This is a genomic window from Paenibacillus sp. WLX2291 (assembly GCF_046603665.1).
In the GTDB taxonomy this organism is placed as follows: domain Bacteria; phylum Bacillota; class Bacilli; order Paenibacillales; family Paenibacillaceae; genus Saccharibacillus.
Genome location: NZ_CP176755.1, coordinates 1,811,033 through 1,823,830, shown reverse-complemented (window position 1 = coordinate 1,823,830; position 12,798 = coordinate 1,811,033). Strand labels below are relative to the sequence as shown.

Genomic DNA, 12,798 nt, shown 5'->3' with positions numbered 1-12,798 from the left:
CACCTTCTCAGGCATCTGCCTGCTGCATAATTTGGGCATGACACGATAGCGGATAACGCATCGTCACGCCGATACCCGCTATTATACCACGATTGAGAACCAGATTTGGAAAAAGAGCATACAAACGCTCCCATTGCTCCATCCACGCCTTATACATCGAGCGGTTATGATTGCTGATCATTCACCTGTCGCTCGCATCCTTGCAAAAACAAATCAGCTACGAAGCGCGTGCGTTCATACAACTGTTGCTCACTGAAGTCAGGATTGAACATCAGATCCATTTTCACCCGATCCAGCATGCCGATATACGATTCGGCACACCATTGCGGATGCGTGACTTTGCCCTGCTCCAACACATCCAGTACGATCTGCATATAGCGGAACATAAATTCGCGCATATATGCCATCAGCTCAGGATCATTATTCGGCGCACGGAACACCAGCTTGGTATACTTGCGACGGTCAAAATGATACTTCGTATGATGCAGCGCAATCACATACAGCTGATCTGCCATGCTGATGCAGGAATGCAGCGCTTCTTGCAGGTTATCGAGAAATTGCTCGCAATCCCGGCGCGTCACTGCCAGACACAATTCCTCTTTACTTTTAAAATACAAATAGACCGTTCCTTTGGCGATACCGGCCCGGTGCGCAATATCCGAAATCTTGGTCTCATAAAACCCGTCCAGACCAAATAATTCATAAGCAGCATCCAATATTAAATCCAGTTTGTCTCCTGTCGTGCCGCTCATACGCCACCTCCTATATCACTAAAAACAGCAGCGCTACCGCTCCGCCTGCAATGGAGCTGATCGCATTGACCATATCATTGTTCATCCAGCGCCAGCCGCGTGCATACACGGTCGGCTGTCCGCAGTGCATCGTCGTCTCTACGATTTTGTCACAGACGGTACAGCGATACATCAACTGTACCGTTGCCCCTAGATACGAATCGGCAAAACAACCTGCCAGACCACCAATCAAGCCTGCCATGATGAGCTGCCAACCTCCATGCATCAGATCAGAACCGCCGGAATATTCAGTATATGGATTACCCACAGGAGAGATTATCGAAAACATCCACGCTGCAATTCCGATCACCAGACCGCCTGCCGCCGCTGCCACTGTGCCGCGAAGCGAGATACCACCTGATGCGCCCGGCTCCAAGACGCGTCCATTTAATACCGAACGTGGCGGCTTGCGACTCAGGCTTCCCCATTCGGTCGCCCACGTATCTGCCGTGACCGTTGCCATAATGCCGACAAACGCCAGCACCCATGCCGGATGTGGTGCGATGGCATTACCGATACAGAGCAGCATACCAAGCCCACCATTTGCAAATACTTGTCCGGCGTCGCGGCGTGAGCCTTTGGCGTAATCCTGTTCCATTTTGCGTTTACGTTCACGCTTCATTTTCGACAATACGCTACCGCTAATGAAAAATAGAATCAGCAGTCCAAACCAGAGTAGATTGCCTGCTCCGTAATAAATCGTCCCCATCATTGCCGCTGCGCACGCACCTGAGCCGGATAACCAGCGCTTGCGATACCCCAACCCGGAAATAAGGCCGGCACAGAGCGCGCCGACCAGCCAATCGATTCCGTTGTTCATCATTGGGCGATCCGACAGATGCCAAGCGATTGCCCAGCATAGATCAGTTCAAATGTATCGCCAGCTACGACTGGACCGACACCTTCCGGCGTACCCGTAAAAATAATATCGCCAGCAGACAATCCATACGTCTCGCCAATATGCTCTATAATGGTTTCCAATGAAAAGATCATATTTCTCGTGGAACCAAGCTGCACCTGCTGATCATTTTTCAGTAGAGCAAACTCATTGTCCAACCAGCCCTGATCGCCTGGGAATGGTACGAAGTCGGTCACTGGCGCAGAGTTTTTGAACCCTTTTGCCGCTGTCCATGGATGACCTTTTTTCTTCAACACACTCTGTACATCACGCAGTGTAAAATCAATTCCCAGCGCTACACCGTCTACGAGCTGTTCAGCAGACAGTCCACGTTCGTAATCCCGTCCAATGCGCACAACCAGCTCGGCTTCATAATGAATCTCGCCCTGATTGGCAGGCAGTACTAGAGAATCAGTAGAGAATGGTACTGCCGCATGGGAAGGCTTGAGGAAAATCATCGGCGATGTTGGCACCTCATTTCCCAGTTCTTCAGCATGCAGTCGGTAATTGCGTCCTACACAGTATACGTTGCGAATGGCACTCATTATGAACATTCTCCTCTGCGACTAGTTTATGAATAGACCCTGTTTTGATGAATATACTTGGTTGTGTATGCAGATAGCAATGACTTATGGTATCGCATTTCCTTTGACATCAAAGCGGATATTGCTTGATAGGCTTTGCAGTCGCTGCAATAACGTCTGCGCTTGTTGCTCTGCCATCGGAACCGGTTGTCCCAGATTGGCAGTATACGGAATCACCTTCATGCTGCACTCGCCCTTCACACTGCATACCGCTTGAAAGACACCAGTATCCCATGTCTTCTCGGTCAAGGAACGGGTAAAAATAAAATTACCTGTGCTATAAGCGATCCATTTGCCTTTGTACTGCTCCAATCCTTGCAGCACATGCGGATGACCGCCCACAACCAGATCAGCGCCTGCATCGATAAAGCGATGTGCCAGATCGGTCTGGTGATCGACCGTTGTATCGGAACGCTCTACTCCCCAGTGGGCGACAACGACGACGAGATCGGCATTGCTTTTCGCTTCACGAATGGCAGCTTGGGCGGCAGTTGCATCATAAGCAGTTGCTACGCCGGGCTGATTCTTGCCCGCATTCCAGCTTGTCTCCGGAATTACGCGACTAAATCCGAGTAGTGCAATCTTAATACCTTTACGTTCAAAATACATCGGCTGATACGCGCGTGTGCTATCGTTCCCCGCACCGACATAGGAAACGCCGCTCTGATCCAGTTGCTTGATCGTATCGGTCAAGCCGCCGACGCCCTGATCGAGAATATGGTTATTCGCCAGATTGACTGCATCAATGCCTGCGGCTGCCATATGCGGCAATGCTTCTGGGGAAGACTTGAACGTATACGTTTTGTTCGCTGCTGTCGTATCCGAGCTAGTCACTGGCGTTTCCAGATTGACAACTGTCAGATCGTCCGATGTGAACAGCTTGCTCACATACTGATACGGGTAATCATACCCTTTCTGCGCCAGCAATTCACCTACTTTACCCGAAAACATCACATCACCGCCAAAATTCATCGTGACCGTACGTCCATCGGGCGCGGTATCCGTTTGCGGCTCCAGCGTCGGTGTTGTCGATGCACCAGCATCGCCGGAAGTCGGTGAAGGCTTCTTCGTTTCAGAGGAATCTTCATCATCAGAACCAGTCTGCGCTTGGGACGAGGATTCGTCCGCTACTGCATTCTGCTCTGACGGTTGCTGTGTCTCCGATGTAGTATCCGGTGATTCTTCTGCTGATGTGGAAGGATCTTGTTGCTCGGTCGCGTTCGGTGTCTGCTCACTCTCACCGGACAACGCACCAGACTCATTTTCAGGTAAAAGATCGCCGGATTCATCCTCCGTTGTCGTTGCATCGGAAGATGTCAGTATCTCATTATGTTCTTCTGTTGCTGACTGCGGCACCGAGGTAGTGGCAGCAACTGTTGTTGGTAACCCAGACTGCTGATGTTCATTCATCCAATACACCATTCCAACCAGGACGACCGCCGCGACGAGTGCCGTATTCAGCAGCATCCAGCGTCTGAATCGGCGTTTGCGTCGGCGTATTGCTTCCTGTCTTTGGTGGCGGTTTTGTTCTGATCGTGTTGAATACATACATTACTCCTTTTACTCATACGTCCTGTTTAGTATAACAGGTTCGTACAAGGAGCGAAAAGCGCGCTGACCGCCAGCCCTGTCATCGCGCGGGATTGGCAGCACCTTGCGTAAAAGAACGTAAAAGAAAATAGAGATATAAATAACCTTCTATTCTTACAGAATATGTCTTGTATAACATAATCTCTGATCCATACTGATGAAAATCCGGGCGTAAACGTATAGTTAATGCACCTCAGATAGCAACTTATATGCTTCCTCATTCGATTGTACTGACAATAGCCGTTCGCGGAATGAGTCGTCCATGAGTTTACGTGATAACATTTGCAATATTTTCAGATGGGCATTGCTCTCGCCCTTGATCGGTGCGGCAATCATAAAGATAAGGCGTGCATCGCTGCCATCAGCACTGTTCCAATCTACGCCGTCGCGTTTCATACCGAATACGACACGCGGCTGCTTGACGACATCCGATTTGCCATGTGGAATGGCGATATTCATGCCGATCCCGGTCGAGCTTTCCTGCTCGCGATCTAGAATCGCCTGCTTGAACTGCGATTTGGACGATAGTATGCCTTCGCTATCTAGCACGTCGATTAATTCGTCGATAATATCATCCCGTGTATCGCCTGTAAGCTGAAGTACAATAGACTGCGGTGTAACAATGTCGGTTAACGAGTGAATGCTTTCCTTTTTCACGCCGACCTCTTCTTGTTTCACATTACTCTCTGTATTCGTATCCGCTTGTTCAAGCCCTTGATGAGCGTCAGACTGTTCATTATGGTTCTGATGATCATTGGCATTGGTGCGATGATCATTAGCGTGATTGGAATGTGAACTCAGTTTAGGATCGCCAGTGGAATCGTTGGAATGTGAATTCATGATGAGGTTCTTCCCTTCTGTATCGTTATATGTGGAATCAGTACCGTTATACGTCGCACCAGCCAATGCTGTTGCTGGCTCTTGTCCTATATCCTTTTTCAACAAGCCGATCATCAGTACCGTTACTAGTACACCGACGATGATCGCAATCAGAAACATAATTACATGATCAACTGCGCCCAGCAGTGCCACAATCGGTCCACCATGCGCCACACGATCACCGACTTTGCCAAACATTGCAATGACTGAGGCGCTCATCGAACCGATCATAATGCTTGGAATGACACGTAGCGGGTCTTGAGCGGCAAATGGAATCGCTCCTTCAGTAATGCCAAACAAGCCCATTGTAAACGCAGCTTTGCCTGCTTCCCGCTCCGTACCACGGAATTTATGCTTATGAATAAAGGTAGCAAGCCCCATACCAATCGGTGGCACACAGATTGCAGCAGCAATCGGTCCCATGATCTCATAATTACCTTCACCAATCATTGCCGAGCCGAACAGAAAGGCGACCTTATTCACCGGTCCGCCCATATCGAATGCAATCATTGCTCCTAAAATCAATGCCAGCAGAATCGAGCTGGTGCCCTGCATACTTGCCAACCATCCAGTCAACCATTCGAAAAACGCTGCAATCGGCGCACCAATCAGAAAGACGAAGATCAGCCCGACGATCAGCGACGAGATAACCGGAATGATAATAATCGGCATGATCGGCAATAGCGCTTTTGGAACTTTGATTTTCTTAATCGCTAGTGCTACATAACCCGCCAGAAAACCGGCAACAATGCCGCCGAGAAAGCCTGCTCCCGCTTCACTTCCATAAAAGCTACCATTTGCCGCAATAAAGCCGCCGACTACACCCGGCGCAAGCCCCGGACGATCGGCAATACTAACTGCGATAAAGCCTGCTAGAATGGGCACCATAAACGTAAATGACGCGCTGCCAATGCTCTCAACCGTTTTCCAAAACGACCCGTCTGGTATAACAATACCGCCTGGTGTCTGCTGTCCGCCCAGTGTGAGTGCAATTGCAATCAGCAGCCCGCCAATCACGATAAATGGAATCATATACGAGACACCGTTCATCAGATGGCGATAGATCGGATTTTGCCGATCTTGTCGTTCACTGCGAATCTCTTCGGACGATCGCAGCTCTCGCTGATCACCGTTATATTCACGTACATTGTTGTCGATAAACATCTGAATCAATTCTTCCGGTCGGCGAATGCCGTCCTGCACACCAACAGTCAGTAGCCTTTTGCCAACAAATCGGCTTTTGTCCACCGCCTTATCGGCAGCAATAATAATGCCATCCGCCTCTGCAATATCCTGCTGAGTGAACGCATTTTCCACACCGATTGAGCCTTGCGTTTCAATCTTGATAGGAATGTTCATCTGATCTGCTGTTTTTTGCAAATTTTCGGCTGCCATATATGTATGCGCAATTCCGTTAGGACAGGAAGTGATGGCAAGCAATTTCATTAATAATTCCTCCATTCTGCGATTCAAATAAGATCGCGTTGCTTCCTTTTACGTGTCAACGCTTACATAACGTTTAACCAGAAAGCAAGCGTTAGAACAAAACACGACAAAAATCCCGGCTAGGCATCATACACCTACCGGGATCATCGATTCATCATCTATTCATTTGGTACTTGTTCATCGAATGTATATGATGTCATTTCAATACGCGTAAAGACACTGTACGCTGCGCTTCCAATTGGGCAGCATCTCTGGCAGTGCGAATACAATCTGGCAAACCTACGCCGTCATAACCAGCACCAAGTAGTAGCATGCCCGGACGCTCTGTCGACAACTCACTGCGCAGTGCGCTAATGTCATCCAGATGACCGACCGGATACTGCGGCATCGAACGACGTAGACGGGTAATCTCGGTAAACAGTGGCGTCGCTTGTATGCCCATCAGCTCGCGCATATCATGCAGTACCTTTGCCGTGATCTGCTCATCGGACTCGTCGACAATCTGCTCCTGTCCATCGCGACCGACGTAGAAGCGCATCAGCACCCGATCATCCGGGCTAGTATGCAGCCATTTGGTCGATGTCCATGTACAGGCGGTAATCGTGCGACCTTCCTTGCGTGGCACGAGGAAGCCGGAGCCATCGTATTCCGTTTCGATATCTTTGCGGTCAAATGCCATCACAACATTGGCAACTGATACGTAGTTAATCTGATCCAGCGCGGCAGTGTCCACATGCCCTTGTAACAACGGTGCAGCGGCAAAAGCAGGCACAGTCACTACGACATGCTCCGCTTCCAGCGTCGTACCATCGCTAAGCGCAATCGTATACAGACCGTTCTCGTAGCGGATCGATTCCGCGCCTGTGCTTAGCTTGAACGCTACATCTGTCGCCAGTTGTTGCTCTAACCGATCAGTCAGACTTTGCAGACCGTTTTTGAATGTATAAAATGTACTTTTCTTCGTGCCGGTATGCGTCTCGACTGGCTTGCGTCCGGTATTCATGCCTTTGATCAGACTACCATATTCACGTTCCACTGTGCCGAATTGTGGAAATGTCGCTTGCAAGCTCAGTTTGCGCGTATCGCCAGCATAAATGCCTGCCAGCAGCGGTTCCGTTACATTTTCCAATACTTCTTTGCCCAGACGACGCTCGATAAAGTCACCTAGTGACTCGTCTTTGCCATCCATCTTGGCAGGCAGTAAGAAATCTTCCAGCGCGCGAATTTTGCCATCCATGGAGATCAGATCACTTTCCATAAATGGACGCAGCTCGGTCGGAATGCCAAGCACCAATCCAGATGGCATCGGATGCAGCTGTCCGTCATGCAAAATATACGTTTTCTTCGCATTCGGGTTGGTCGTAACGAGATCGTCGCCCAATCCAACCTCCTGCGCCAGCTCGGTCATGGCAGTCTTGCGCGCCAGATACGAATCCGGTCCTTTTTCGATTACAAAACCGTCCTTATGCAGCGTATGCACTTTACCGCCAAGTGAGCCGGATTGTTCCACAATTGTAATCTGTGGGGACAATTCCTGTTCACGAAAATATTTGCGCAAATAAAACGCTGCGCTCATTCCCGTAATCCCGCCTCCGATAATGGCGATACGCCGTGCGGATGATGTCATGATACATGCACCTCTTTTGATTTGCGGATGACTTCGTCAGCCAGCACTTCCATATACAGCTCGTCTGTGTTGAGTGAGTCGATGCGCATCAGACGCATATCGATCTCCTGTGCCAGCTCCTGGGCTTCGATGTCCAGGTCATACAATACTTCCAGATGATCGGATACAAAACCGATCGGCGCTACCAGCACATATTTGACTTGCTCAGCGCTCAGCTCCTGCATCGTGTCCAGCACGTCCGGTCCCAGCCAAGGCTCGCTCGTACGTCCAGCACTTTGCCAGGTAAATTGCCATGAAGGTACATTGGCAAGCTTCGCAATCGCTTCGGACGTTTCCAGCAACTGGTCGCGATACGGATCGCCCATGCTCAGAATACGCTCTGGCAAGCTGTGCGCGCTGAACAATACGCGTACTTCTTCACGGGTTGCGCCTGTTTCTTCAAACAGTTCCAATTTGCTATTCACACGGTTGGACAGCGTTTCGATCAACTTCGGATGCAGGTGATAGCTCTCGATTGAAGTGAGCTGCACGCCTTCCTGCTGCGCTGTTTCGTTCGCGCGTTTCAGGTAACTACCAACGCTCATCGTGGAATAATGAGGCGCCAGCACGATGCCGATCGCTTCTGTAATCCCGTCTTTTGCCATATGCTGAATGCCATCCTCAATAAATGGATACGCATGCTTCAATCCTTGATAACAGATGAATTCGATCTCGCCGCCTGCGCTTAGCTCATTCAGCTTGTTTTGCAATCCAGCCACTTGATTGTCCGTATTTTCGCGTAGTGGGAATACACCGCCGACAATCGCTTCATAGCGGTCTTTTAGTTCTTTGAGTTGTTCCGGGCTTGGCGGATTGCCTCTGCGGATATGGGTATAATACGCTTCTACATCTTCGAGACTAGCCGGAGTACCGTAAGACATGACCAGAACACCAATTTTCTTGTTAGCCATTAAAGATCACCTCAATAGTAAAAGTAATAAAGCAATTGCTGTCGCTTCATCCATGACAATTGTCACACCGACGATTCAAATTTCATTTAAATTTTGGAATAATACATACAAACAAGCGTCAATTCGTCATTAACAGAATCCCATTCCGACAAAATGGACACCGTTAAGACGGTATGCCACATGCTGTCACTTCGCTATAGACCGACATATAAGCAGCCTCTGCTCCATAGTATGCGGAATGTAAAATGAAATTGCCAGTTTGCATTCAGAATCGGTTCAATCCGATGTCATCCGATTCTTCAGCACTTCCGCTGAATATTCATGCACATAATGCGTCAGTTCCTTCAGCTTGTCGATAGACGCTTCCGGGAATAGACCATGACCGAGATTGAAAATATACCCCGGCTCTTGCAGCCCTTCGTCGATGATCCGGCGCGCGTGCTCATGAATGAGCGACGACGGTCCAGTCAGCACATACGGATCGAGATTGCCCTGCACCGCATATTTACCACCGAGACGGCGACGCGCTTCTGGAATCGATACGCGCCAATCCAGTCCGATCACATCGACGGGTAGACTATTCAGCTCTGGCAACAGTTCGCCTGAACTTACACCTGGAAAATAAATCTTCGGCACATCCAGATCTTTGAGCTGATCAAAAATATACGTGATTGTCGGCAATACATACGTGCGAAAATCAAGCGGCGACAGCGCCCCAACCCAGCTGTCGAACAACTGGAACGCTTTACCACCATTCTCAATATGCTTGCGCAGGTACGTTGCGACCATATCGCCCAGCTTGCGCATCAGCGAGTGCCACAATTCCGGCTCACTGTACATCATCGTTTTCGTACGGATGTAGCTTTTGGATGGTCGTCCTTCGATCAGATAACTGGCAATCGTAAACGGCGCACCGGCAAATGTAATCAGCGGCACATCCAGTTCGCGATCCAGAATGCGGATCGTTTCCAGCACATGACCGAGATCGCCTTCCACATCAATTGGACGCAGACGCTCCACATCAGCAGCGCTACGAATCGGGTTGTCGATCACAGGACCGATATTTTTGACAATATCGAAGTCAATGCCAATGGAGGCAACCGGATTCATAATATCTGAATACAAAATCGCCGCGTCAACGCCCAGCTTGCGTACTGGCATCATCGTCACTTCAGCAGCCAGCTCGGGTTGTCGGCATATTTCCAGCAGCGTGTAATGTTCTTTGATTTTCTGATAATCCGGGTCATAACGCCCTGCCTGACGCATATACCAGACTGGTAAATGGTCGGTACTTTGCTTCAAGCAGGCGCGTATGAAGGAATCGTTATAGCTCATACATAGTCCTCCGCGTCGGTAGTTATTCATCGTAGTATTGGGATATTGAACATATCATAGGATAGTTATTCTTACCCCATTTATGTCCGTTTTCGTTCGTTCTGACTCACAATTCCATTATCCTCTTTTTCACAAGGTGTAACAACTCCCCTACGATGAACATCCCATGACAATACTATGAACGAAAATGGACATCATACAGGGTGTATCACTCATCAGCAGCATGGAGAATAATACTAAAAGCAGAGCAAATTCATGCATCTTGTTTCATCTGATGAAAATTAGTTTTATTTTTTCTTGATTTTATACCCGAATCGGTCCAAATCCATGTAAAACTATGCTATAATTACAGGATGGAATTGTAAGGAAGTGAAACGTGATGAAAATTTCAAAACCTAATTTCGAAGCCTGGCAAATTAACCTGATGGTATTATGGGTCGGGCAATTTCTAGTCAATGCCGGAATGACGATGATCGTTCCGTTTATCGCTCTGTACCTGTCACAGGATATTGGCGTACAGGGGGAACACCGGGTCGCACTGTGGGCGGGCTTTATTTTTGCCGCCAATTTTGTGACTTCGTTTATTTTCCAGCCGTTATGGGGCAAGCTGTCCGATCAGTATGGACGCAAAGTAATGCTACTGCGCTCTGGGTTCGGGATGGCGATCGTATTCACTGCGATGGGCTTTGCTACTCAAGCATGGCATCTACTGGCATTACGGCTGATTAACGGTACTATCTCTGGCTTTAACCCGGCGGCAACCTCTTTGATTTCCAGCAATACGCCTAAGGAAAAGATGGGCTTTGCGATGGGCATTAGCCAATCCGGTACTGTTGCTGGTACGATTCTCGGTCCGCTGATCGGCGGTATTCTCGCCGATACGATTGGCTTCCGGTATATTTTCTACATTACTGGTTCATGTATATTCCTCGCTACGCTGTTAGCGCTATTCTCGGTACGCGAGAAGTTCGATCGCTCGGCAGCGGCACAAATGCCCAAAACATCCGTCTTATCCGGGCTGCGCGAATTGAGTCTGACTCCGCAATTACCAGCACTGTTCACCGTAACGTTGCTGCTGCAATTTGCACTAATTAGCCCGATGACATTGTTGCCGTTATATGTGCAGAAATTGCAAGGCACCACGGAAAATCTCGCCTTTTGGTCTGGCTTGGTTAGTGCGGTGACGGGACTATCCAATATGTTGATGGCGCCGATTCTTGGTAAAGCGAGCGATAAGTACGGCGCTCACCGCATCCTCACATTTTCTCTGATCGGTGCAGGATTGATGCTCATCCCGCAAGCCTTTGTACAAAATGTGGAGCAATTGATTATCGTGCGCTTTCTCATGGGATTATGTATGGGTGGATTGTTACCAAGCGTCAATTCGCTGATTCGTTACTATACGCCGGATGGAATGGAAAGCAGGGCATTTGGCTTTAATAGCAGTACGAATGCACTCGGCAATATGACTGGCTCAGTGATGGGCGGTGTGCTGGCAGGCTTTATTGGAGTAGAAGGATTGTTTGTACTGTCAGGAATACTGCTAATGCTGAACATGCTTTGGGTACGCGCCCGGCTGTACAGCAAACCAACCGCCGACCGTCATCGCAAATCGGCATAATTCGTGGTCAACTAGCATTGTATACGAAAGATTGTATTCAACGAAAATCACTCTTAAAAATACTACATCGCAAGAAACCCAAAACCGCCGTACTGCCAGCATACAACGCAGTACGGCGGTTTTTAGTTTACATTGCTATACTGCCAAATCCAATGCTCACTTCATCTATCCAATCATGACAGTATATCTACTAGCCATTGCACAAAGGGGCGTGTATACGTCCCGTCTGCATCAAGCGAAGGATCAAGAATCGTCAGTTCCATTCCAGCAACCTTCTTACTGTTCAATAGTGGCTGCAACAGCGCCGTTAATTCTTCATAGTACAGACCATCATCCGCTGGACTGTCTACAGCTGGCATCAGATCATGATGAAGCACATCCACATCAAGATGAATCCAGAAGCCATCCAATTGCTCCGACTCCACTTGATCCAGAAAATTCTGTGCAACGACTGCCATCCCTTGTTGCCGAACAGCCTGTAGATCAACATAATGCACATCCGATTCCAGCACTGGACGAACATAGGGTTCATCATATTCCCGGTTGCCTACACAGTAAATATGCGACTGCTCTACATATGGCTGCTGCCCATGCAAATGAGTCAATCGTTCATCTCCCATACCCGCAACAATCGCCAAATCCATCCCTGCCACCCCGCCAGTCGTAGACAGAGAAGGCGGAATATAATCGGTATGCCCATCCACGAAAAACAATCCATATCTGCCGCGCTGCTTCAATGCCAGCATCGTGCCAATCAGGATGCTACAATCGCCACCAAGCAGCAATGCCAAATGCTCCGGTTGACGTTCCAGCTGTTCTCCAAGCAATTCCGCTTGTTGCAGCGCATACTGGGCAATCTCCGGTACGTGTAGCAGCAGAGGTTCCCCCTCTTGCTTCATCGTATAATCTGGCGGCAGTAGTTCAGCCACAGTCGCACTATGCAAACGCTCGTGCAAACCAAAGCTACGCAGCCAGCCTGGCAAATGACGGACACCCGGCTCGATATCGCCAGCCTTTTTACGCAAGCCGAGATGAATCGGAAATTCCAGTATATTAATCGGTCTTCCGTTCATATTG

The 12,798-nt window shown here is 49.0% G+C and carries 12 protein-coding genes; 1 reads left to right on the top strand and 11 read right to left on the bottom strand.

The genetic code is table 11. The features are described from left to right. Nucleotides 1-7: 7 nt before the first annotated feature. From ACDE64_RS07830 to hemE, 10 genes are all read right to left on the bottom strand, one after another. Nucleotides 8-181 carry a hypothetical protein gene (locus ACDE64_RS07830; RefSeq protein WP_411349593.1) on the bottom strand — a complete coding sequence of 58 codons (174 nt, stop codon included), beginning with the start codon at nt 179-181 and terminating at the stop codon, nt 8-10. Further along, on the bottom strand, nt 165-752 hold the full coding sequence (locus ACDE64_RS07825) for a TetR/AcrR family transcriptional regulator (protein ID WP_411349592.1): 588 nt from the start codon (nt 750-752) through the stop codon (nt 165-167). The genes ACDE64_RS07830 and ACDE64_RS07825 overlap by 17 nt, the downstream gene beginning before the upstream one ends. Before the next feature lie 10 nt (nt 753-762). Further along, nucleotides 763-1,599, bottom strand: a complete 837-nt coding sequence (locus ACDE64_RS07820; protein WP_411350252.1) for a DUF92 domain-containing protein — start codon at nt 1,597-1,599, stop codon at nt 763-765. Nucleotides 1,600-1,610: 11 nt separating this feature from the next. Beyond that, on the bottom strand, nt 1,611-2,234 hold the full coding sequence (locus tag ACDE64_RS07815; protein ID WP_411349591.1) for a fumarylacetoacetate hydrolase family protein: 624 nt from the start codon (nt 2,232-2,234) through the stop codon (nt 1,611-1,613). Between the two features lie 84 nt (nt 2,235-2,318). Continuing rightward, a complete protein-coding gene (locus tag ACDE64_RS07810) occupies nt 2,319-3,683 on the bottom strand; it encodes a CapA family protein (protein WP_411349590.1) in 1,365 nt (454 codons plus the stop codon). Beyond that, nucleotides 3,676-3,825, bottom strand: coding sequence for a hypothetical protein (locus tag ACDE64_RS07805; RefSeq protein ID WP_411349589.1), 150 nt, complete (start codon nt 3,823-3,825; stop codon nt 3,676-3,678). The genes ACDE64_RS07810 and ACDE64_RS07805 overlap by 8 nt, the downstream gene beginning before the upstream one ends. Nucleotides 3,826-4,046: 221 nt before the next feature. Further along, nucleotides 4,047-6,188 carry a fructose-specific PTS transporter subunit EIIC gene (locus tag ACDE64_RS07800; protein ID WP_411349588.1) on the bottom strand — a complete coding sequence of 714 codons (2,142 nt, stop codon included), beginning with the start codon at nt 6,186-6,188 and terminating at the stop codon, nt 4,047-4,049. A 196-nt stretch (nt 6,189-6,384) separates the two neighbouring features. Further along, the gene (gene hemY / locus ACDE64_RS07795) at nt 6,385-7,815 is read right to left on the bottom strand and encodes a protoporphyrinogen oxidase (RefSeq protein ID WP_411349587.1); all 1,431 of its coding nucleotides are present in this window, start codon (nt 7,813-7,815) and stop codon (nt 6,385-6,387) included. Beyond that, on the bottom strand, nt 7,812-8,765 hold the full coding sequence (gene hemH / locus ACDE64_RS07790; protein ID WP_411345913.1) for a ferrochelatase: 954 nt from the start codon (nt 8,763-8,765) through the stop codon (nt 7,812-7,814). Before hemH ends, hemY begins: the two co-directional genes overlap by 4 nt. 276 nt (nt 8,766-9,041) lie before the next feature. Continuing rightward, nucleotides 9,042-10,100 carry a uroporphyrinogen decarboxylase gene (hemE, locus tag ACDE64_RS07785; protein ID WP_411349586.1) on the bottom strand — a complete coding sequence of 353 codons (1,059 nt, stop codon included), beginning with the start codon at nt 10,098-10,100 and terminating at the stop codon, nt 9,042-9,044. 379 nt (nt 10,101-10,479) lie between these two features. Here hemE and ACDE64_RS07780 point away from each other — a divergent pair, with 379 nt between their 5' ends. Then, nucleotides 10,480-11,721: an MFS transporter gene (locus tag ACDE64_RS07780; RefSeq protein WP_411349585.1), complete on the top strand. Its 1,242-nt coding sequence runs from the start codon at nt 10,480-10,482 to the stop codon at nt 11,719-11,721. Between the two features lie 173 nt (nt 11,722-11,894). Here ACDE64_RS07780 and ACDE64_RS07775 read toward each other — a convergent pair whose 3' ends face one another. After that, nucleotides 11,895-12,794 (bottom strand): arginase family protein, encoded by a 900-nt coding sequence (locus ACDE64_RS07775; protein ID WP_411349584.1) that lies wholly within the window; start codon nt 12,792-12,794, stop codon nt 11,895-11,897. Nucleotides 12,795-12,798: the final 4 nt, after the last annotated feature.

What these genes read in the sequence shown, in the direction of transcription:
- ACDE64_RS07830 (WP_411349593.1), bottom strand. Translation starts at nt 181, where the DNA reads ATGATCAGCAATCATAACCGCTCGATGTATAAGGCGTGGATGGAGCAA.
- ACDE64_RS07825 (WP_411349592.1), bottom strand. Translation starts at nt 752, where the DNA reads ATGAGCGGCACGACAGGAGACAAACTGGATTTAATATTGGATGCTGCT.
- ACDE64_RS07815 (WP_411349591.1), bottom strand. Translation starts at nt 2,234, where the DNA reads ATGAGTGCCATTCGCAACGTATACTGTGTAGGACGCAATTACCGACTG.
- ACDE64_RS07810 (WP_411349590.1), bottom strand. Translation starts at nt 3,683, where the DNA reads ATGAATGAACATCAGCAGTCTGGGTTACCAACAACAGTTGCTGCCACT.
- ACDE64_RS07805 (WP_411349589.1), bottom strand. Translation starts at nt 3,825, where the DNA reads ATGTATGTATTCAACACGATCAGAACAAAACCGCCACCAAAGACAGGA.
- ACDE64_RS07800 (WP_411349588.1), bottom strand. Translation starts at nt 6,188, where the DNA reads ATGAAATTGCTTGCCATCACTTCCTGTCCTAACGGAATTGCGCATACA.
- hemY (WP_411349587.1), bottom strand. Translation starts at nt 7,815, where the DNA reads ATGACATCATCCGCACGGCGTATCGCCATTATCGGAGGCGGGATTACG.
- hemH (WP_411345913.1), bottom strand. Translation starts at nt 8,765, where the DNA reads ATGGCTAACAAGAAAATTGGTGTTCTGGTCATGTCTTACGGTACTCCG.
- hemE (WP_411349586.1), bottom strand. Translation starts at nt 10,100, where the DNA reads ATGAGCTATAACGATTCCTTCATACGCGCCTGCTTGAAGCAAAGTACC.
- ACDE64_RS07780 (WP_411349585.1), top strand. Translation starts at nt 10,480, where the DNA reads ATGAAAATTTCAAAACCTAATTTCGAAGCCTGGCAAATTAACCTGATG.
- ACDE64_RS07775 (WP_411349584.1), bottom strand. Translation starts at nt 12,794, where the DNA reads ATGAACGGAAGACCGATTAATATACTGGAATTTCCGATTCATCTCGGC.